The sequence below is a fragment of the Pseudomonas sp. 58(2021) genome (assembly GCF_017491585.1).
Classification (GTDB): domain Bacteria; phylum Pseudomonadota; class Gammaproteobacteria; order Pseudomonadales; family Pseudomonadaceae; genus Aquipseudomonas; species Aquipseudomonas fluorescens_BT.
This window is the reverse complement of the sequence record NZ_JAFGYZ010000018.1, coordinates 105,639-126,661: the sequence shown is the minus strand read 5'-3', so window position 1 is coordinate 126,661 and position 21,023 is coordinate 105,639. Positions and strand designations below refer to the sequence as shown.

The 21,023-nt window shown below is 58.4% G+C and carries 14 protein-coding genes; 9 read left to right on the top strand and 5 right to left on the bottom strand.

The window, feature by feature from the left end; translation table 11 throughout:
- Nucleotides 1-54: 54 nt before the first annotated feature.
- Nucleotides 55-8,577 (top strand): glucoamylase family protein, encoded by an 8,523-nt coding sequence (locus J5M72_RS20810; protein WP_243433411.1) that lies wholly within the window; start codon nucleotides 55-57, stop codon nucleotides 8,575-8,577.
- Between the two features lie 76 nt (nucleotides 8,578-8,653).
- A complete protein-coding gene (locus tag J5M72_RS20805) occupies nucleotides 8,654-9,379 on the top strand; it encodes a Crp/Fnr family transcriptional regulator (RefSeq protein ID WP_207866947.1) in 726 nt (241 codons plus the stop codon).
- 553 nt (nucleotides 9,380-9,932) lie between these two features.
- Here the strand turns inward: J5M72_RS20805 and J5M72_RS20800 are convergent.
- Entirely contained in the window at nucleotides 9,933-10,787 is an 855-nt protein-coding gene (locus J5M72_RS20800; protein ID WP_207866946.1) for an MBL fold metallo-hydrolase, read from the bottom strand.
- Complete coding sequence (locus J5M72_RS20795; RefSeq protein ID WP_207866945.1) at nucleotides 10,784-11,293, bottom strand: sugar ABC transporter; 510 nt, start codon at nucleotides 11,291-11,293, stop codon at nucleotides 10,784-10,786. Before J5M72_RS20795 ends, J5M72_RS20800 begins: the two co-directional genes overlap by 4 nt.
- Before the next feature lie 122 nt (nucleotides 11,294-11,415).
- Here J5M72_RS20795 and J5M72_RS20790 point away from each other — a divergent pair, with 122 nt between their 5' ends.
- On the top strand, nucleotides 11,416-12,303 hold the full coding sequence (locus J5M72_RS20790) for a LysR substrate-binding domain-containing protein (protein WP_207866944.1): 888 nt from the start codon (nucleotides 11,416-11,418) through the stop codon (nucleotides 12,301-12,303).
- Nucleotides 12,304-12,608: 305 nt separating this feature from the next.
- Nucleotides 12,609-12,965, top strand: a complete 357-nt coding sequence (locus tag J5M72_RS20785; protein ID WP_207866943.1) for a VOC family protein — start codon at nucleotides 12,609-12,611, stop codon at nucleotides 12,963-12,965.
- 187 nt (nucleotides 12,966-13,152) lie between these two features.
- Here J5M72_RS20785 and J5M72_RS20780 read toward each other — a convergent pair whose 3' ends face one another.
- Entirely contained in the window at nucleotides 13,153-13,545 is a 393-nt protein-coding gene (locus tag J5M72_RS20780; protein WP_207866942.1) for a MerR family transcriptional regulator, read from the bottom strand.
- A gap of 74 nt (nucleotides 13,546-13,619) precedes the next feature.
- Here J5M72_RS20780 and J5M72_RS20775 point away from each other — a divergent pair, with 74 nt between their 5' ends.
- Nucleotides 13,620-14,699, top strand: coding sequence for an SDR family oxidoreductase (locus J5M72_RS20775; RefSeq protein WP_207866941.1), 1,080 nt, complete (start codon nucleotides 13,620-13,622; stop codon nucleotides 14,697-14,699).
- A gap of 128 nt (nucleotides 14,700-14,827) precedes the next feature.
- Nucleotides 14,828-15,727, top strand: a complete 900-nt coding sequence (locus J5M72_RS20770) for an EamA family transporter (protein WP_207866940.1) — start codon at nucleotides 14,828-14,830, stop codon at nucleotides 15,725-15,727.
- 227 nt (nucleotides 15,728-15,954) lie between these two features.
- Here J5M72_RS20770 and J5M72_RS20765 read toward each other — a convergent pair whose 3' ends face one another.
- Both J5M72_RS20765 and J5M72_RS20760 read right to left on the bottom strand, forming a co-directional pair.
- Nucleotides 15,955-17,385, bottom strand: coding sequence for an IS1182 family transposase (locus J5M72_RS20765; protein ID WP_207866939.1), 1,431 nt, complete (start codon nucleotides 17,383-17,385; stop codon nucleotides 15,955-15,957).
- Nucleotides 17,386-17,530: 145 nt separating this feature from the next.
- A complete protein-coding gene (locus tag J5M72_RS20760; protein ID WP_207866938.1) occupies nucleotides 17,531-17,746 on the bottom strand; it encodes a hypothetical protein in 216 nt (71 codons plus the stop codon).
- A 294-nt stretch (nucleotides 17,747-18,040) separates the two neighbouring features.
- Here J5M72_RS20760 and J5M72_RS20755 point away from each other — a divergent pair, with 294 nt between their 5' ends.
- Genes J5M72_RS20755 through J5M72_RS20745 form a run of 3 tightly spaced genes read left to right on the top strand, consistent with a single transcriptional unit; the run spans nucleotide 18,041 to nucleotide 20,965 of the window.
- Nucleotides 18,041-18,475, top strand: a complete 435-nt coding sequence (locus tag J5M72_RS20755) for a hypothetical protein (RefSeq protein ID WP_207866937.1) — start codon at nucleotides 18,041-18,043, stop codon at nucleotides 18,473-18,475.
- On the top strand, nucleotides 18,472-19,929 hold the full coding sequence (locus J5M72_RS20750; protein WP_207866936.1) for an ATPase domain-containing protein: 1,458 nt from the start codon (nucleotides 18,472-18,474) through the stop codon (nucleotides 19,927-19,929). Before J5M72_RS20755 ends, J5M72_RS20750 begins: the two co-directional genes overlap by 4 nt.
- Nucleotides 19,930-19,939: 10 nt before the next feature.
- A complete protein-coding gene (locus tag J5M72_RS20745) occupies nucleotides 19,940-20,965 on the top strand; it encodes an ATP-binding protein (protein WP_207866935.1) in 1,026 nt (341 codons plus the stop codon).
- Nucleotides 20,966-21,023: the final 58 nt, after the last annotated feature.

Here is a 21,023-nt window from a genome sequence, read left to right as displayed (position 1 = left end):
TCTCGATTCGCATACGAGTCGATCCTGCGCTCGGAGCTTTTCAGCGCCGATCAGATGGCCAGTCACGGCATCGCCCTGGCGCGCCAGCATCGGCTGACCGAATTGTCCGCACGGGATTCGATGTTGCGCAGACTCGATGACAACGAACAACTGCTAAAACGCAGTTGTACGGCGCTGACCAACGCGCAAATGTCCAGCAGACGGGTCACGCCGGCAGCGGAATGGTTGCTGGACAACTACTTTCTGGTCGAGGATCACATCCGCACCGCCAGAACGCACCTGCCCAAAGGCTACAGCCGTGAGTTGCCACGCCTAGTCAACGGACCGTCCGCCGGACTGCCGCGGGTCTATGACATCGCCCTGGAGACCATCTCTCATGGCGACGGGCGAGTCGACGAGCAGAGCCTGAGCCGATTCATTTTTTCCTATCAGACCGTAATGCCACTGGCGCTGGGGGAACTGTGGGCGATACCGATCATGTTGCGTCTGGCCTTAATCGAAAACCTGCGGCGAGTGGCCTCGCGGGTTATGGCCAACGCAGATGATCGCAATCTGGCCGACGACTGGGCCGAGCGTCTGATCGAAACCTCGGAGCGTGACATCAAGAATGTGGTGTTGACCGTGGCCGACATGGCCCGCTCCGCACCACCGATGACCCCAGCCTTTGTCGCCGAATTCACCCGCCGCCTGCAGGGCCAGAGCGCCGCCCTGGCCCTTCCGTTGAACTGGATCGAGCAGATGCTCAGTGAGACCGGTTCCAGCATCGAACGCCAGGTGCAGCTCGATGCGCAACAACAGGCCGCGGATCAGGTGTCCATCAGCAACAGCATCGGCAGCCTGCGCCTGTTATCCGCCACGGACTGGCGCGAGTTCGTCGAGTCGATGAGTCATGTCGACCAGTTACTCAGGGAAGATCCGGCGGCCATTTATCCAGCGATGGATTTCAGTACTCGCGACAGCTACCGGCATGTCATCGAACGCCTTGCCCGCCGAAGCCCCCAGCACTCGGAAATCCAGGTCGCCCGCACCGCGATCAATCTCGCCGCCACCGCAACAGCCACCGTATCCTGCCCGGTGCTGGCCCGTCACGTCGGGTATTACCTGATTAGCGCAGGCCTGCCGACGCTGGAGCGACGACTCAACGCCCGGGACCCGCTCCATGCCCGCTGGAAACGTTTGTTGCAGCAATCGCCGCTGGTGTTTTATCTGGCGCCGGTGGCTTTTCTGACGCTCATCTTCGCCTGGCCGCTGCTGGCCTCCGCGCAGCGCGACGGGATGACGGCTGCGGCGCTTCTGGTACTGGCGATCCCCTGCCTGATCATGACCAGTCGCTTGGCGATCGGCCTGATCAACTGGTTGGTGACGTTCAGCATGATACCGGTGGTGTTGCCGAAAATGGATTACGCCAGCGGTATTCCCGATGACGCGAGAAGCCTGGTAGTGATTCCGACGCTGATCGCCAGCCTGGCCGATGTCGACGAGCTGGCGGAGGGCCTGGAAGTGCGCTTTCTGGCCAACCGCGACAGCAACCTGTACTTCGCCTTGCTCAGCGATTACCTGGATGCCGCGCAAGCGTCCGAGCCCGAGGACGCCGAGCTGCTGGCCCAGGCCACTCGTGCAATCACCCTGCTCAACCAAAAGTATGCGGACGGCATGGGCGACCGCTTCTTTCTGCTGCACCGGCCGCGTCGCTGGAACGCCAGCGAGCGGGTGTGGATGGGCCATGAGCGCAAACGCGGCAAGCTGATCGAGCTCAACACCCTGTTACGCGGCCAGGGGCAGGATCGTTTCGAGGCCATCGTTGGCGACATCACGCCGTTACACCAGGTGCGTTACGTGATCACCCTCGACACCGACACCCTGCTGCCGCGCGATGTCGCCCGCCAATGCGTGGCGGCGATGATGCACCCGTTGAATCGGCCGGTGTTCGACAGTGCTGGCGAGCAGATCGTTTCCGGCTACGCGGTGTTGCAACCGCGAGTGGGCATCAGCCTGACGAGTGCCACGCGCTCGATCTACGCCCGGCTGTTCGGCAGCGATGCCGGGGTCGATCCCTACACCCGCGCAGTGTCGGACGTTTACCAGGACCTGTTTCAGCAAGGCTCGTTCATCGGCAAGGGCATCTACGACGTGGATGCTTTTACCTGCGCGCTGGAAGGTTGCCTGCCGGATAATCAGATCCTCAGCCACGACCTGATCGAAGGCTGCTATGCCCGATCCGGGCTGCTCAGCGATGTGCAACTCTACGAGCAATACCCCTCGCGCTTCGGTGCCGATGTCAAACGACGGCATCGCTGGGTGCGCGGCGACTGGCAACTGCTGCCATGGACCTTGCCCTGGGTGCGCAACGCCGACGGTCACTGGGTGCACAACCGGCTGAGCGTCATGGCCCGCTGGAAGATCCTCGACAACCTGCGCCGCAGCCTGGAACCGCTGGCGCTGTTGTTGATGCTTTCATGGGGATGGTTTGCCAGCAGTGCGCCCCTGGGCTGGACGCTCACCGTCATCGGCTTGCTGGTGATTCAACCGCTGCTGCGCACGGTGACCGACCTGCTGCAACCCCTCGCCGATATGCCCTATAAACAATACGTGCGAGCGCTGCTGGGTGATCTGGGACAGGATCTGGCCCGGGCTTGCCTGGCGATCGCCTGGCTGCCCTACGAGACGTTCTACAGCGCCGATGCCATCTTGCGTTCGCTCTGGCGAATCGGCTTCAGCAGACGCCGGCTGCTGCAATGGCAGCCTTCGCGCGAGGTGGAGCGCAGCACTGAAAACCGGCTGTCCGGCCTCTACCGCCAGATGTGGATCGAGCCGGTATCGGCCCTGGTCTCGCTGGCCCTGCTGGTGGACCACCCGCATAAGCTGGCCATTGCCAGTCCCCTGCTGTTGTCGTGGTTCGCCGGCCCCTGGATCGCCTGGTGGCTCAGTTCAGCACCCAAACAATCGGTGTTCGAACCCTCGGCGGAGCAATTACGCTTCCTGCGGTTGCTGGCGCGCAAGACCTGGGCGTTCTTCGATCAGTACGTCGGGTCCGAGGATCACTGGCTGCCACCGGACAACGTGCAGGAAGAACCCCGGCCCGCCATTGCCCATCGCACCTCGCCCACCAATATGGGCATGTCCTTACTCGCCCACCTGGCCGCTCACGATTTCGCGTACCTGAGCACCGAACGGCTGCTGACTCGGCTGACGGCGTCGCTGGACAGCATGGAGGGCCTGGAGCGTTACCGGCAGCACTTCTACAACTGGTACGACACGCAAACCCTGGAGCCGCTGCACCCGCATTACGTCTCAACCGTCGACAGCGGCAACTTGGCAGGTTTGCTGCTGACCTTGAGCGCCGGCCTTATCCAACTGGCCGACACCCCTATGTTCGGCCCTGCGGTGATCAAAGGCCTGCGCGACACCCTGGATATCCTTGAAGAGGCCCAACGTGCTACGGGCGCGGATGAAACGGCCCTAAATGAACTGCGAAAAAGCCTTGAGCAGGCTCTTCAATCAACGTCCCCCGAGGCGCTGGCGGACCTGCTGCACGCGGCGTGCATCAAGGTCGCGGACACACCTGCGAACCTTGGCGAGGAAAGCCTCTATTGGCGCGAAATGTTCAGCCGTCAATGCAACGACTGGACCGAAGAACTGCAGCGCTATCGACTCCCCACTCCCTTAGTCAGCACTCACTCAGCACCTGACACCTTGCGTCAGCTGGCAAGCCTGAACCACGCCGACTGGGCCGCGGAGCACCAGCCTCAGATCGATCGGGTGCGCAGCGCGGCCAGGAAAAGTCTGCAAACCCTTGAGCGTCTGGCCGCGTTGTCGACGTCACTGGCGCAGATGGATTTCTCGTTGCTGTTCGACCACCAGCGCGACCTCTTCGTCATCGGTTACAACACCGAAGACCGCCGGCTCGACAACGGTTACTACGATCTGCTGGCCTCCGAAGTGCGGCTGACCAATTACGTGGCCATCGCCCAAGGACAAATCCCTCAACGCGCCTGGTTCACCCTCGGCAGGCTGCTAGGTGAAAATGCTGGCGTACCTACGTTGCTGTCCTGGTCGGGCTCGATGTTTGAATACCTGATGCCGATGTTGGTGATGCCCAAATATGACGGCAGCCTGCTGGACCAAACGTGCCGCGCCGCCGTGGCGGTGCAGATCGAACACGGCAATCTGCTGGGCATTCCCTGGGGTGTTTCGGAGTCGGGTTATTACACCCTCGATGCCCATTTCAATTATCAATATCGCGCCTTCGGGGTTCAGGCCCTGGGGCTGCAGCGCGGGCTGAGCAATGACGTGGTGATCGCGCCCTACGCCAGTGCCCTGGCGTTGATGTTCGACGCTGATGCGGCTTGCAAAAACCTGCAACGGCTTGCCCTGCAAGGCTCCTCTGGGCGCTTCGGTTTGTATGAGGCGGTGGACTACACCGAGGCCCGCTTGCCGCGCGGCCAGACCCACGCCGTGGTCCGCTCATTCATGGCGCACCACCAGGGCATGAGCCTGCTGGCCTTGACCAGCCGCTTGCTCGATCAACCCATGCAACGCCGCTTCGAGGCCGACCCGGTGCTGCAATCGGCCCTGCTGCTGTTGCAGGAACGGGTGCCGAAATCCGCTGCGCCGTATCTGCAAACCGCACAATCGCCGGTGCTCGGCGATGCCGGCCAGGGCCAGGATGCCGGGCTTCGGGTGTTCGCTGACCCCGGTAGCAAACGCCCTGCCGTGCAACTGCTTTCCAACGGTCGCTACCACGTCATGCTGACCAGCGGTGGCGGTGGTTACAGCCGTCGCCATGACATGGCCGTCACCCGTTGGCAGGAAGACATTTCCCAGGACAACTGGGGGATCTTCTGCTACCTGCGCGATGTGCAATCCAATGCGGTCTGGTCCGCCGCGCACCAACCCACTTTGCTTCAACCCGAAAGCCACGAGGCGATCTTCAGCGACTCTCGGGCAGAGTTCCGCGCGCGCAACCTGGATTTCGACACGCACATGGAGATTGTCGTTTCGCCTGAAGACGACATCGAACTGCGCCGCCTGCGCGTCACCAACCGCGCGTCAGCGGCCAAGACGCTGGAAATCACCACCTATGCCGAAGTGGTGCTGACGTCCCCGGCCAGCGATGCCATGCACCCGGCGTTCAGCAAGCTGTTCGTGCAGACCGAACTGCTACCGGCGCTCCAGGCCATCGTCTGCAGCCGCCGTCCCCGGGCCAGCGATGAAGCGACGCCGTGGATGTGCCATTTGCTGGCGGCACACGGCGTGGACATCGATGCAATCTCATATGAAACCGATCGTGCCCGGTTCATCGGCCGGGGACGGAGCCTGGTGTCACCTGCCGCCCTCGATGCCGATTGCCAGCACCTGTCAGGCAGTGCAGGCCCGGTGCTGGACCCGATGGTCGCGATTCGCTGCAGGATTACCCTGCAACCTGGCCAACAGGCCACCATCGACCTGATCACCGGCGTCGCCGACACCCGTGATGACTGCCTCTACCTGATCAACAAATATCGCGACCGCCACCTCGCCGACCGTGTGTTCGACCTGTCCTGGACCCACAGCCAGGTGCTACTGCGCCAGCTCAACATTTCGCTGTCCGACGCCCGCCTGTTCGAACAGATGGCCTCGTCGCTGCTGTATGCCAATGCCTCGATGCGCGCCGACAACGCCATACTGATCGCCAATCGGCGCAATCAATCGGGGCTTTGGGGCCAGGCCATCTCCGGCGACCTGCCTATAGTCTTGCTGCAGATCCAGAACCTGGACAACATCGCCCTGGTACGGCAGTTGATTCAAGCCCACGCCTACTGGCGGCAAAAGGGTCTGGTGGTCGATCTGTTGATCTGGAACGAAGACCAGGCCGGTTATCGCCAGCAACTGCAGGACGCGATCATGGGGTTGATCACCTCCGGCAGTGAAGCCACGCTGCTGGATCGTCCGGGCGGAATTTTTGTGCGGGCGGTGCAACAGCTGTCGAGCGAAGATCGCGTGCTGGTGCTCTCGGTGGCTAGGCTGGTATTGAACGAAGGTTCGGGCAGCCTGGCCGAACAGATTCATCGCCGAAAGATCTCGCCGGAGCACGCGCCATTCGTTGCAACGCGGCACTATCAGGCAGGCCCGGCGCTGATTCGGCCCAAGCCTTCGGCACTGCTGCTGGGCAACGCTTATGGCGGCTTCAGCGCCGATGGCAGCGAGTACATCATCAGCGGGCTGGCGACCCAGTCGACGCCCGCACCGTGGGTCAATGTGATCGCCAATGCACAGTTCGGCACGGTGGTCTCGGAAACCGGCAGCGCCTATACGTGGGCCGAAAATGCCCATGAGTTTCGCCTGACGCCCTGGCACAACGACCCCGTCACCGATCGCGGCGGAGAAGCCATTTACCTGCGTGATGAGGAGACCGGGTACTTCTGGTCTGCCGCACCGCAACCCTGCCCCGGAAAAGGCTCCTACCAGACCCGACACGGTTTCGGTTACAGCGTGTTCGAACATGAAGAAGACGGCATCTACAGCGAGTTGTGGATCTATGTGGCGCTGGATGCACCGATCAAATTCTCGCGATTATTGCTCAGCAACCGCTCAGGGCGCAGCCGATCACTGTCGGTCACCGGTTATGTGGAATGGGTGCTGGGCGATCTGCGCAGCAAGTCGGCGATGCATTTGGTCACCCAGGCCGACCCGGCCACCGGTGCCCTCTTCGCCCGCAACGCTTACTCGGTGGATTTTTCCGAGCGAGTGGCATTCTTCGACACCGACACGATCGATCACGGTGTCAGCGGTGACCGTACCGAATTCGTTGGCCGCAGTGGCACCCTAGCCTCGCCGGCAGCGATGCAGCACGCCGGGTTGTCCGGGCGCATGGGCGGCGGCCTGGACCCTTGTGCCGCCCTGCAAGTATCGGTCGATCTGGCCGATGGCGAGAGCAAGGAAGTCATCCTGCGCCTGGGGGCCGCCGCATCGAGCAACGACGCCACCCGGCAGGTGCAGCGCTATCGGGGCAGCCTGGCCGCCGCCGAGCAGTTACAGAAAGTCCGGGATCACTGGCGCTCACTGCTTGGGGTGATTCGTATCGAAACCTCCGCGCCCGCGGTGGATGTCATGGTCAACGGCTGGCTGATGTATCAGGTCATCGCCTGCCGTTTCCAGGCCCGCAGCGGCTATTACCAATCGGGTGGTGCGATCGGTTTTCGCGATCAGTTGCAGGACAGCATGGCGATGATTCATGCGGCGCCCGCAGCCGTGCGCGCGCATCTGTTGCTTTGTGCGGGCCATCAGTATGTGGAGGGCGACGTGCAGCACTGGTGGCATCCGCCGATGAATCGAGGCGTTCGTACGGCCTGCTCCGACGACTTTCTGTGGCTGGTGGCCGCCACCAACCGCTATGTCGAAATGACCGCGGACGTGGCGGTGCTGGAGGAGCCGGTCGGCTATCTGGAAGGACGCCCGTTGGCGGCTGGCGAAGAGTCTTACTATGACCTGCCGGTGGCCTCGTCACTGCAAGAGTCGCTGTATCGACACTGCGTGCGTGCCATCGAACATAGCCTGCGCCGTGGTCACCACGGCTTGCCGCTGATGGGCTCCGGCGACTGGAACGACGGCATGAATCGCGTCGGCCAACTGGGTGAAGGTGAAAGTGTCTGGCTGGGATTCTTCAGCTATCAGGTGCTGGAGCAATTTGCGGTGACTGCTCGCCTGCACGGAGATCACGCCTTCGCCCAACGCTGCAGCGACGGTGCAGCGACACTGCAACGCAATCTCGAACAAAGTGCCTGGGACGGCGCCTGGTATCGCCGTGCCTGGTTCGATGACGGGCAACTGCTCGGTTCGGCGAGCAACGATGAGTGTCGCATTGATTCCATCGCGCAAAGCTGGTCGGTGCTGTCCGGGGCCGGCTCTGCCGTGCGCCAATTCAAGGCCATGCAGGCACTGGATGAACACCTGATCAAACGCGACATCCGCGCCGTGCTGCTACTTGACCCACCGTTTGACAAGGGTGCGCTGGACCCGGGCTACATTAAGGGTTACGTGCCTGGCGTGCGCGAGAATGGCGGGCAGTACACCCATGCTGCCGTTTGGGCGGGCATGGCGCTCGCGCAACTGGGCGATGCCGGCAAAGCCTGGGAAGTGCTGAATCTGATCAACCCCGCCGCCCCTGCCAACGTCGCTCGAATAGACATCTACAAGGTCGAGCCCTATGTCATGGCCGCCGATGTCTACGGCACAGCTCCCCATGCCGGCCGCGGTGGCTGGACCTGGTACACCGGTTCGGCCGGCTGGATGTACCGGCTGATTGTCGAGTCATTGCTGGGCGTACAACGCAGCGGTCGCACGCTCAGCGTTGATCCGCTGATACCCGTCGACTGGCCGGGCTTCAAGCTGCACTATCGCTTCGGCTCAACCTTGTACCACTTCGATGTGCGTCAGGGCAGCTCGCCCCTGACCTTGATGACCCTAGACGGTCAGCCTTTAAGTGGCACGGCACTAACACTGAAAGACGACGGCCTGGAGCGCTGGATTCGCGTGGATTGCCGCGCCCGATTACCCAGGCCTCAGGCGCTGGAATACGCGCAGGTCGTCGATGAATAGACTTTGATCCCCAGCCGTGGCGTGCATGGGAGTACCCTGAGACGGTAAACCCCTCCTCCGCCACGGTGCCTTGCTCATGCCTGCCTCACCCCAGCCAAGCCACAATCACCTGCTCGCGGCGCTGCCAGCCGACGACCTCCAGCGCCTGGCTCCGCACCTGGAGCAGGTCAGCCTCGGGCTGGGGGATGTGTTGTACGAACCGGGGGATACGCTGCGACACGTTTACTTCCCGACCGACGCCATCGTTTCGCTGCTGCATGTCACGGAAAACGGCTCGTCAGCGGAGATCGCCGTGGTCGGCAACGAAGGGTTGATCGGCATCGCCCTGTTCATGGGCGGTGAAAGCACCTCCAGCCGGGCAGTGGTGCAGAGTGCCGGGGTTGCGTTTCGCCTGCCTGGGCAAAAGCTCAAGAAGGAATTCAACCGTCACGGCGATCTGCTCCTGCTGATGCTGCGTTACACCCAGGCACTGATCACGCAAATGTCACAGACGGCCCTGTGCAACCGCCATCATTCGATCGATCAGCAATTATGCCGATGGCTGCTGTTGTCGCTGGATCGCCTGCACGGCAACCGTCTGAACATGACCCAGGAACTGATCGCCAACATGCTTGGCGTGCGCCGCGAAGGCGTCACCGAAGCGGCCGGTAAACTGCAGCGCCAAGGTGTCATCGAGTACAGCCGGGGGCAGATCACGGTGCTGGACAGGGCCCGCCTCGAACGCCTCAGCTGCGAGTGCTACCTGGTGGTCAAGACCGAAACAGACAGGCTCCTGCATTACACCCGTCGTCAGGACGAATGAGACGAAAGCTGATCCTCGAAAGCATTTTGAACCCTCCTACAACGCGCCCTGTCTACCGAGCCCTGCACATGGAGTGCTCACCTCACTCATAGTCGGGAACCGCAATGCTGACGATCTACTTTCCGCTGCAGATCTGGAACAAGTATTGGCGACTCGAGGGTCCCTTGGTGAGCTGCCGTTACTGTGGGTTTGTCCAGCACTTCACAGACGCTGGAGCATTCAGTCATGAGCGAGACTGCAAATCCATCCGGATGCATGCCCAATATCCGCTTCGGGAATTGAGTTCGATCATCGAAAGGAAAATTCAGGATAAAACGTTTTAAAACCGGTGACATAACCATTTCCGCATCCTGCGAAGACGATCAGGTGACTGCGAACATCAACGGATGCCCTATGACGTGCCTGGGTCGGTTGCTACGCTTACTGATGGGCAGCAATCGGCCAGAAGCGGACGTCAGAGTTATGCAAAAAAATGTACCCCCTTTAGCGTTCTTGGCAAGTTTTCAGGCGCGAAGAAAAACTATCGAAAGACAGTTTGCTGCCCGTACTTGACTCACGTTTCGTAAGCAATGGCGTAGGTGTTACCGAAGCGCTTGATATGAGCAAAGCCGAACGTGCCTATGTGCATTCCAGCGACCATCAAATTATCTGAACTGGCAACATCCAGCAGCCTCGTTCGCGTGGCTGCCGATAGCAGCGGGTCCTGGTCGAAGGCAATCGTGACGTCGGGGCGCGCAATCTGAATCTGAGGAAAATGAACGATATCGCCCCACACCAACAGGCTGCCTGCCGCGGACTCGAAGCGGTAGCCGCAATGCCCGACGGTATGCCCAGGCAACGGTATCGCACTGATGCCCGGCAGGACGTCATTGGCGGTGAATGGGCGCAGGTTTTTCCGGTACCGCTCGAACACCGTTCGTGCAAACAGAAAGTTTCCACGCGCGCGCTCACTGGCCTGACCAAGGTGGCCATCGTCCTCCCAGAACGCTAGCTCTCGCTGATGCAAAACCAACTCAGCATTGGCGAAGGCCATTTCTCCCGCTGCGTTCAACAAGCCACCGATGTGGTCGGGGTGCGCGTGAGTAAGGAGAATCGTATCTATGTCACCGGGTTGCACGCCGGCCAATGCAAGATTGGCCAGCAACTCGCCGCCCCATTGATTGAATCCGCCGGCGCCGGCGTCGATCAGAATCGTTCGGCCACGCCCACGTACCAGATAGCAATTGATATGGATCGACGCTGGCTCGCTGATTCCGGCGGCTAACTGAAGTCGGAGTGCCTCCGTTGGCGCGATGTTGGCGAGAAAATCCAGGCTCGCCCCCAAGTAGCCATCGCTGATGGCGGTGATTGAAAACTCGCCAACTTGCTGGCTGCGAAGTCTCCAGCGATGTATGTCCACGTTACTCATGACTGTAACTGCACGGTCATGGCGCGATATACATTCAGCCCCTGCAGATCGCTGGCCCTGGCCTGAGCGCAATCCAGTTTGGCCAGCCAGCGGTGTGCAGGAGTCTTGTCCAAAGCAACGGCGTGCAGCGCTAAAGGCGTAAGGCCTAACTCAATCAGCACATGAGGGCCTTGTTCACTGACCAACAGAAACTCGTTCGCGCCCACGGCAACTACCCGGTCCGGCCCGGCATAGAGGTTGCGTTTCCAATCAGTGATGTGCGACTGCCAGCGGGAAAAATTGCCACCTCCTTTTTGGCGGTACTCGTCGCTCTGCAATACGGCAAGCGTATCGACTGAATGTAAAGCCAGGTAGGCCGGGCAAGTGCCGCTCAAGGCTTTGAAACGCTGTGAGGAGCTGAAACCGCTCACCGAGATCAGCGCCGGCAGTTTTTCCAGGCTGTAAAACCCATTCCACTCGGCTTCGCTGGCGGGGTCAGCGTAGTTGCATTCGACTGTGTAAATCATAGAGTCACTTCACGGATTGATGTTCCATCATGCTAGTGGCACGGTAATGACCCATAAAACGATTTTTCGGCACCCTTTAGTGACTAAACATCAAGGTGGCTGTCTTGACTCCAGGAAAGACCATGCGTCGAAAGCTTCCTAGTAACGCAGCACTGATTGCCTTTGAAACAGCAGCCCGCCATGGCAGCTTCGCCCGTGCCGCAAACGAATTGGCCTTGACCGAGGGCGCAATTAGTCGGCAGATAGGCCGCCTGGAAGCCTTTCTGGGCGTCACCCTATTCGAGCGCGTTGGCAACCGCGTGCGGCTCTTGCCTAACGGTGAGCGCTACGCGGCGCAAGTGCGCGAACTACTCGACCGCCTCGACAGGGACAGCCAGTATTTGATGGGCCAGCCCAGAAACGGCGCAAGCCTGGATATCGCCGTCAGCCCAACCTTTGCCCTGCGCTGGCTAATCCCTCGGTTGTCTGGCTTTAGCCAGCAACACCCAAATATCTGCGTACACCTCTCGGAACGCATGGAACCGTTCGTACTTGCCGGTAGCGGCTTTGATGCCGCCATCCATTTTGAGCACCCGGCCTGGACAGGCATGCACACGCACCGCCTGTTGAACGAGGTGTTAATTCCGGTTTGTCACCCTGCCCTCCTGAATCAGGGCAAGCAGGCAACGGTTCTGGATTCACTGCCGCGATTACACCGACGACAGAACCCGGATGCGTGGCAGCGCTATGCCCAGGAAACCGGGATTGTCCTGAGCAACCCGGCGATGGGCGCGCGCTACGATTTGCATGCGATGTTAATTGAGGCCGCACTGGTTGGTCTCGGTGTGGCACTCGTACCGCGCCTGTATGTGGAAGCGGAGCTGGCGCAAGGCCGTCTGGTTGCGCCATGGCCGCAGGAGAAGAATGTCGCCAAGACCTTTTGTCTCGTGTTACCCGAACCCCTTAAGCTGAGCCGCGCGCCCATCCAGGCATTTGCGCATTGGCTGTTGGAGGAGGCGCAGGTGAAGTAAGGGCATGCGGAGGTGCCAGTACCGGGTCGGTTTCGTAGGCCACGCTAGTGCTGATCCCCCCGGGTGACGGTGTCTATGCACAACCAGTTATTCAGTGGGTAGGTGATAAAGGTTTTGTGTCTGCTTTTGGCCGGTTGCAGCCCTTCGAGACAGGCAGCAATCGGCCAGGAGCAGTCATTCGTGGATGGGCGTTTTCGCCCCATGGCGGTCAATCATGATGTAGCGACGGTAATCGACATCTGCTTTATCGCTTGAATAGCCAAATGTCCTAAACTCGCTTCTCCCAATCAACTAAGGAAGCGACAATGGGCATGCAAGGAAAAGACCGTCAGATCGACAACATCGAGTTCAATGTCGTTGACATCGATCGAAGCAAGACCTTCTACGGAAGCATTTTCGGCTGGAGTTTCGTTGACTACGGCCCGACTTATACCGAGTTCAGCGACGGACGCATGAGGGGTGGATTCACTACTGGAGAGTCAGTACGTACGGGTGGACCTTTGATCATTCTATATGCGGATGATCTTGAGCAAACCCAGCTAAGGATCAAATCAGCGGGTGCGACCATTAGTCGTGAAGTGTTCTCGTTTCCGGGTGGTCGCCGTTTCCACTTCATCGACCCCGATGGCTATGAGCTAGCCGTGTGGTCGACCTCTCCTTGATATTGACGCGAGTCCTAAACGGCGCGGCTGCATCGCTTCAGTGCGGCAGCAATGTCTCCTACATCGCAGAAACAGCCAAAGATCTTTGTTGTGTTGTAATGTCGGCTCCTGGCCGATTTCCGCCCATCGTGACTGGAAGAAATCGGCCAGGAATGGTCACCGTGATGCGCCGGTAAAGCGTGCAGGTTTAATGATTGGAAGAGTTGCTCAGTTGCTGAAGCTCAAGTTGCCTGGCAGCACTGGCTTCTAGGGTTACACGCTCTTCATCCAGATACCGATAAATGCTTTGGAGGTTGGCGATTTTCTGTTTGATTTCTGCCATCTTCTTTTCAATTAGCTGCGCGCCTTCAGCACAATCGATCAGCTTGTTCCGCTGCGCATCCAGAATCTCGCCTATTTCCCCTAGGGAAAAACCCATGCTTTGCGCGCGCTGGATAAAGTCCAGATCCTGCAGAGTTTGCGTTGTGTAAACGCGATAGTTGTTCACTTGCCGTACAGATGAAATCAGGCCGATTTGCTCGTAGTAACGCAGCGTATGGCGGCTGGCCCCGCTACGGGTTTCGAGTTCGCCGATTTTCATGAAAACACCGCTTGACTGTAGAGTTGGGTCGATAGTTTACGCTTGATTTCTCACCGTCAACAAGGAACAGAGAAATGAGCGTGGAGTGCTTTGTCACAGGAGGGACTGGCTTCGTCGGTCAACATTTAGTGGCGAACCTGAGTGCAAAAGGTCATACCATTCGGGTGTTGATGCGTCGCCCGGAGCGATTGGCAGCCTTGCGCGAGCAAGTTGATAATTTGGGAGGATGCGCAAACCGGGTATTTGCCGTAGCTGGCGATCTGGAACGGGACAACCTCGGGCTGAGTGTTGCTGACCGAGAAGTGCTGAGGCACGCCAGCGTTATATTCCACTTGGGCGCCCACTTCGCATGGGGGCTCTCAGTGGAGCACTCTCGTGCGGTGAACGTAGAAGGGGCAAAGCGCGTGGCGCTGTTAGCGACTGAGCAAAAAAGCCGTTTAGTGATGATCGGCGGCTACATGCTGAAAAATCATGAACATCTGCAACGTATCGGAATTGATCCTCGTCATCCGGAGTTGACGAATTGGTCTGCCGTCTACCGGCGTGTCGGTGGTTACGAGGGAAGCAAGCTGGAGGCGCATTTTGCGACGCTGGAGGTCATGTCCGCCAAGGGTGGGGAGATTACCGTTGTCCACCCTTCGACCGTCTGTGGCCATAGCCGCACAGGGCATATCCTTGACGGTCAGCCGCTGGTGGAGCTGATACGCAACCTTGTGCAGGGAAAGCTGACGGCGGTGCCCGGTACCGCCGAACACTGGCTGCCACTGGTAACCGTGGACTACCTGGTTGAGCTGGTGGCAGTTTGTGCTTTTGATCCTGCCATGGTGGGCCAGGAACTGCTGGCGCTTGATGACCAAACTCCAAACTTGCGGGAACTCCTGATTCAGGTGGCACAACCTTTGGGCTTAAAGTCTCCCAAGCATCACATTTCACTCCGATTGCTGAAGTTGCTACTGAGCATTCCTCCCGTCGCGTGGTTTTTGAATACAAAACCCGAAGCCTTGGACTTTATCCAGACCACTCGTTTTGATACAGCGGCGGTCGAACAATTTGCCAACAAGCATGGAATAGCCAAACCGGATATACGTCAGTCTTTGCAGCACACTGCAACATTCGTCAACTCATATTGCATAGCCAAGGGCCAGGCCCTCTGACCTCTGGCAACAAGAAGGCGAATAGCCTTCTACTTGGATTGGGGGGGCTCCTCGTGCCCTCAAACTTTGCGCCGTCGATCCAGGGCGGCATTCATCGAACGACCATTCAGCTACAGGGATCGTCATCCATGCAGTCTACTTTCAGGAAAGGCGTCATATTTGCACTCTCCGCTGCGGCACTGAACGCAACGATCGGTGTACTCAGCAAAATACTCATGAGTAATGGTTTTACCGCTAGCAGTGTTGCTGTCATCAAAACCGTACTGGGTTGCGTGCTTCTCTCGATCCTTTTGTTTTTCCTCAAGCGCCCGGCGGCGTCGACCAAATGGACTCAGGCGGCTATCTGCGCATTCCTTGGCATCTTTGTGCTGTTCCATTTCGAAACGTCCGCCTATCGACACTACGCTGCGGCAGGTGTGGTGGTGGTGCTGATGGCCAGCGCCTCAATTTCCTCGATCGTTCTGGGGCGCATTTTCCTCAAGGATGCGATCACCGCGAATGCTACTGTGGGTGCCACACTGGCTATCGCGGGGATCTCGGTGATCTTCGGCGGCGACCTGCAGCAAGGCTTTACCCTGCAGGGTGCTGCGCTCGCCGCCATGGCCGGCTCCGGCTATGGGGCCTTTTCAGTCGCCATGAAGCGTATGGGGGTGTCGGGGGGGATGCACTTCACCCGGCAATTGTTGTTCTTTGGTAGCCTGTACTTACTGATGCCGGCAGCGGCCGATGGTTTCGTGATAGGCGAGCTGTCGCCGCTCGCGATCGCCGTGCTGCTAGCGCTGGCCACGCTGCCAACAATCCTGGGCTTCTTCTGCACCACCAAGGCCATCGAGTATCTCAAGCCATCCCAAGTGCAAGCGCTGGAGCTGACCGAGCCACTGTTCGCCGCGCTGCTGGCGTTTGTGGCGCTCAACGAAGTACCGCGAGAAAGCCTCTACGCGGGAGCGATACTGATCATAGTCGGCCTGTGTTTCTCCAATGAACTAATACGCTTGGGCAGCAAAACATCCGTCCCTTCGACCGAGTGAGCAATTTTGGATCTTGATTGCTTTAGCAATCAGTAATTTTTAAGTGTTTTGAACGACCGACCGCTGCCGGCCGAGAGTGTGTAAAAACGTCAGATTGGGTTTCTATATCGACGCCAGGAGACCGTGCTCACGTTTCGCAAACTGATCAAGGTCACGACGTTTTCGGGAACAGTTAAAACGGCTCAGCAGCCTCTTAAGTCCTTTGGCCGGGGTGTAAAGACCGGTTTTTACGCCGTTAACGCTTTCATCAGGCCTGTGGTGCCGATGATTTTCATAACCCTTTTCAGATTGTAGGCGAGCACATTCAGGCTCATCTCTGCACTCACCCCGTTAAGCTTTCGGGTCAGGAAGTGTGTCGTGCCCATCCATTGTTTGAGCGTCCCGAAGGGATGTTCAACAGTCCGTTTTCGGATTCGCATCATCTCCGGCGCGTTGCTCAGGCGGGTCTGCATTTCCTCCAGCACGGCTTCATGTTCCCAGCGCCGTACTCGCCGCTCCGTACTCGGAGTGCATTGCGGTTTCATGGCGCAGCCCCGGCATTTCGAACTCCAGTAACGGTGCAACGTCAGGCTTTTTTCAACGTTGGTATAGCGCCAGATCAGCGCCTCTCCAGCCGGGCAAATGTATTCGTTTTTTGCCGCGTCATAGATGAAGGCATCGTTATTGAAACGCCCGTCAGCCTTGGCTCCGGAGGTCATCGGCTTGGGCACATAGGCGGTGATGTTGGCATCGTGACAAGCCAGGATTTCTTCGCTTTTGAAGTAACCTCGGTCAGCCACTACCGACAGCACTTTTGGCGCCATCGCTTCGCGGGCCTGCTTGGCCATCGAGCTGAGTTGATCGCGGTCGGAGCCGACGTTGGTAACCTCATGCGCAACGATCAAATGGTGCTGGGTATCGACCGCTGTCTGCACGTTGTAGCCGACGATTCCAGTGCCGCGAGTCATCATGGAGCGGGCGTCTGGATCGGTCAGTGAGACCTGTTTATCGGGCGATTCATTGAGCTGGATTTCGATCGCCTGAAGCTCCTTCATTTGAGTTTTCAGCTTAGCGATTTTCTCTTCCAGCCGCACGGTGCTGGGCTCGGGAGCTGTGGGTTCTTGCTGGTCGGCTTTGTCGAGCGCAGTCAGATATCGATTAATACTCAATTCAATTTCTTCCATTCGCCGCTTTAGTTTGGCGCTGGTGAAATTGCGGTCGCGGTTGTTGACGGCTTTGAATTTACTTCCGTCGATGGCGACCAGATTTTCTCCGAATAATCCCAACTGCCGGCACAGCACCACGAATTGGCGGCAGACGCCTCGGATGGCCTTGCTGTTGCCTTTTCGGAAGTTGGCAATGGTCTTGAAATCGGGCATCAAGCGGCCGGTCAGCCACATCAGTTCGACGTTACGCTGGGCTTCTCGCTCCAGGCGCCGGCTCGACTGAATGCGGTTCAGATAGCCGTAGATGTAGATCTTCAGGAGGATCGCGGGATGGTAAGCAGGCCGGCCAGTATCGGCTGGAATGGCACCTTCAAAACCCAGTTTGACCAGGTCGAGTTCGTCGACAAAGACGTCGACTACGCGCACCGGGTTGGTATCGCTGACGTAGTCGTCGAGGCTCTCGGGAAGTAAGGTGCCTTGGCCTCGATGTTCACCCTGGATAAAGCGCTTCATGGGCGATCCCTGCGATGAAATCCTCAGAAATCATAGCAAGGGTTCGCAAAAGCGTTTACACACTCTGAGCCAACGCAGTCTCCTATGAGAGGCGACTATTGACCCAAGGCTGACCCTGCTCTCGCGAAACGCGGAGTCGGAGTTATCAGATTTGGAACAGGCGGGAGATCGCGGTCATGGCCTTGTCTCCGTCAGTTTCATAAAGACCGAACAGGCGCGTTTGGTCGCTCAGACGATGAAGCCGAAAATGGTTATAGAACGCTTGGCCTAAGCGCTGATTATCGAACGCTCCGCGTTCCCAAAGAGTTAAAAACTCTTGATACGCAACGCGCTCAATTTCCATTCTCGGCATGCTTTCCATATACACATCCATTTATGTCAGTGATGACCGAATCCTACTGACGCCGGACAGATGCGGCAATGTGCATTTTGGGGGCAATTTTTAATCATCCGAGCAGGTTTTGGAGTTTTTACACACTCTGGGCCAGAGGCAGTCGTTCACAGGAGGCAGCTTTTGAACCCAGGCGGTCACTTAAACTTAAAAACTCATTCGTCCATCGTAATGGACGGCAATTGGTATGCCGTGTCTGGATAAGCGCTCCACGTCAAAAATAGGGTGTACCATCAAACCCTGTCCATCGGAAACCATTTAGCCATGTCCGCGCTAAGCGAAGAGAGCCGCCAGATTGTAGCTTTTCTGGCGCACCGGATTGGCGCCAACGCTGACATCGCAGCGATCGCGCAAGCGATTGTTTCAACCTTGCAGGGTATGGACGCCGCCCTCACACCCATCATTGGTCACCAAGGCGGGGCTGCGCTCTATCGGCGCAGCCTCCTCTTGTGCACCTCCCGGAATCCGCGCCTGGCCGGTATCTATGATCAGGCACAGGTTTCGTTCGATCTGACTGCTCTCAAGCAGGCGCTACTTGAACAAAGCGAAGACGATGCGTTGTTCTTCGGTGAAGTGATGTTGACCACCTTCTATGAATTACTCACCACTCTGATCGGGCCCTCGCTCACCGCAAGGCTGCTTCGCGACGTGTGGGAGCCTCCTTTGAGCAACACCCCCTCGCAGGAAAAATCGCCATGAGCACCAAAGTGACTATCAACCGACTGGCCACCGGCGTGCCAGGATTGGACGAGGTGCTGGGCGGTGGTTTGCCGGAGTTTTCGTTCAACCTGATTGCAGGCCCGCCCGGCTGCGGTAAGACCACCCTGGCCCATCAAATGATGTTTGCCCTGGCAACACCTGAGCGCCCCGCATTGTTCTTCACAGTACTGGGCGAGCCGCCGCTCAAAATGCTGCGCTACCAGCAGCAATTCGACTTTTTCGACACTGAAGCGTTTAACCGCTCGATCCGCTACATCAACCTGGCTGACGACACGCTGGCCGGAAATCTGGACGAAGTGTTACGCCGGATAGTCGACGAAGTAGAGATTCATTCACCGGCGCTGGTGTTTGTCGACTCGTTCCGTTCGGTGGTGCTGGCCAGCCAGACCCAAAACAACCCCAACAACAACCTGCCACAGTTCATTCAGCAACTGGGCATGCTGATGACCACCTGGCACGCGACGACTTTCCTGATTGGCGAGTACTTCACCGAAACTGAGACCAACCCGATTTTCACCGTGGCCGATGGCCTGATCTGGCTGCGTCAGAGTGTTCAGCGCAACTCTATGGTGCGCAAGATGGAAATCATGAAGATGCGTGGCCAGCCGACCTTGCCGGGGTTGCACACCTTCCGCATCGCCTCCTCGGGCATCAAGGTCTTCGCGCCGGCCGCATTCAACCCTGTTGAAGCGCCACTGGAGTTTCCGCTTCAGCGTCTGAAAATGGGCGTGCCGCAGCTCGACAAAATGCTGGGGGGCGGTCTGCCTCGAGGTTACTCATTGCTGGTGGCCGGGCCGTCGGGATCGGGCAAAAGCATTCTGGCAGCCACCTTCCTTGCCGAAGGCGCGCGCAATAGCGAAACCGGCGTGATTGCGGTGTTCGAACAACGGCCCAATCATTCGCAGAACGCGACCCTAGCAACGCTAATTCAGAGCGGCCAGGTCGGGCTGGTCGACAGCCGTGCCCCTGATTTGTCCATCGATGAAATCGTACACTTGTTGTTGGGCGAAATTACCCGATTGAACGCGACCCGCGTGGTCATCGACTCATTGTCGGGGTTCGAACTGGCACTGGCCCCAACCTTCCGCGAAGACTTCCGTGAATCCCTGTCGCGAATGGTCACGGCACTGACGAGCGTCGGCGTCAGCGTGCTTATGACCTCGGAGTTGGAAGATCGCTATACCGACCTGCGTTTCAGTCCTTACGGCACGGCATTTCTCACCGACGCCATCATCGTCCAGCGCTATATTGAAGTAGAGAGCCGTTTATTGCGCATCATGGCCGTCGTCAAAGTGCGTGCGAGTGCTCATTCCGATGAACTGCGTTTGTACCAGATTGACGATAACGGATTACAGATTGGCGAAATGCTGTCGGATCAGGAAGGCCTGCTCGGCGGACGACCTACCAGGCGCGTGGGCAAAGACGACGGGTGAACAAACCATCATGAATGAGGCCAATGGCAAGACCAAGCAGGCGCTAGCCACCGCCGCTAGAGAACTATTCCTGCTTGGCCAGAAAACTGTCGAGGCCCGCGCGGTGCTTGCGGCGCTTCATAAGGAACTAAACGACGCCAACACACAGCTTGCCGATAACCTGCAGCTCGAACAACTGATCGAGGCCAATCAGCAATTGGTCCTGGCGATCCTTTTGGCGCAGTCCGATGCAGAAAAACCAGAGCGCAAACAGCAAGAGCAGCGGCTGTACCTGGAAATGCGCGAAGCCAACGAGCAATTGGTGATCGCAACGCTCAGCGCACAACACCTGCAGGCGGCTGCCGAACTCGCGCTGGATCAGCAACGCAAAGTCCTGACAATTGTAGCCCACGAGCTGCGCAACCCATTGACGCCCATCAGCATGATAGCGGGTCGTCTGGTACGCGTGCCGAGTGAGGAACTGCCGCGCATGCAGGAGCTGATCGAAGGTCAGGTGAAGCATATGTCCCGTTTGGTGGAGGATTTGCTCGACATCGCCCGTGCCAGCACTGGCAAGTTTCACCTCGATTGCAGCAATGTCGATATGACTCAGATCATCCATGACGCTATAGACATCTGCACACCCGTCATGATCGCTCACCAGTTGCAATTTAGCGCGGTACTGCCTGAACGCGCATTGATGGTGAAGGGTGACCCTATGCGCTTGACTCAAATTCTTGGCAACTTGCTGGGCAATGCTGCCAAGTACACCCCTGCGGGCGGTACCGTCAGCCTTTCGGTGACCGCCGAGGACGGAGTGATGAAGATAAACATCCGCGATACCGGCATTGGGATTACCGCTAAGGCATTGCCGTTCATCTTTGAGCCTTTTGTGCAGGACGTCCATGCGGTGGGTTTTAACGGGGCGGGCCTGGGCATTGGTCTGACAGTGGTGCGAGAGTTGGTCGAAGCTCACGGTGGCACAGTTACCGGCTACAGTGCTGGAGATGGCAACGGGAGCGAGTTTGTGGTGACATTAACGTTGCTCAACTATTAATCTCTTAACACCATCTGGAGGTTCAGCATTTGGAGACTAAATCTCGACAGATGTATGC

Excerpts from the sequence above, each read along its gene's own strand:
- J5M72_RS20810 (WP_243433411.1), top strand. The coding sequence starts at position 55 with ATGGCCAGTCACGGCATCGCCCTGGCGCGCCAGCATCGGCTGACCGAA.
- J5M72_RS20805 (WP_207866947.1), top strand. The coding sequence starts at position 8,654 with ATGCCTGCCTCACCCCAGCCAAGCCACAATCACCTGCTCGCGGCGCTG.
- J5M72_RS20800 (WP_207866946.1), bottom strand. The coding sequence starts at position 10,787 with ATGAGTAACGTGGACATACATCGCTGGAGACTTCGCAGCCAGCAAGTT.
- J5M72_RS20795 (WP_207866945.1), bottom strand. The coding sequence starts at position 11,293 with ATGATTTACACAGTCGAATGCAACTACGCTGACCCCGCCAGCGAAGCC.
- J5M72_RS20790 (WP_207866944.1), top strand. The coding sequence starts at position 11,416 with ATGCGTCGAAAGCTTCCTAGTAACGCAGCACTGATTGCCTTTGAAACA.
- J5M72_RS20785 (WP_207866943.1), top strand. The coding sequence starts at position 12,609 with ATGGGCATGCAAGGAAAAGACCGTCAGATCGACAACATCGAGTTCAAT.
- J5M72_RS20780 (WP_207866942.1), bottom strand. The coding sequence starts at position 13,545 with ATGAAAATCGGCGAACTCGAAACCCGTAGCGGGGCCAGCCGCCATACG.
- J5M72_RS20775 (WP_207866941.1), top strand. The coding sequence starts at position 13,620 with ATGAGCGTGGAGTGCTTTGTCACAGGAGGGACTGGCTTCGTCGGTCAA.
- J5M72_RS20770 (WP_207866940.1), top strand. The coding sequence starts at position 14,828 with ATGCAGTCTACTTTCAGGAAAGGCGTCATATTTGCACTCTCCGCTGCG.
- J5M72_RS20765 (WP_207866939.1), bottom strand. The coding sequence starts at position 17,385 with ATGAAGCGCTTTATCCAGGGTGAACATCGAGGCCAAGGCACCTTACTT.
- J5M72_RS20760 (WP_207866938.1), bottom strand. The coding sequence starts at position 17,746 with ATGGAAAGCATGCCGAGAATGGAAATTGAGCGCGTTGCGTATCAAGAG.
- J5M72_RS20755 (WP_207866937.1), top strand. The coding sequence starts at position 18,041 with ATGTCCGCGCTAAGCGAAGAGAGCCGCCAGATTGTAGCTTTTCTGGCG.
- J5M72_RS20750 (WP_207866936.1), top strand. The coding sequence starts at position 18,472 with ATGAGCACCAAAGTGACTATCAACCGACTGGCCACCGGCGTGCCAGGA.
- J5M72_RS20745 (WP_207866935.1), top strand. The coding sequence starts at position 19,940 with ATGAATGAGGCCAATGGCAAGACCAAGCAGGCGCTAGCCACCGCCGCT.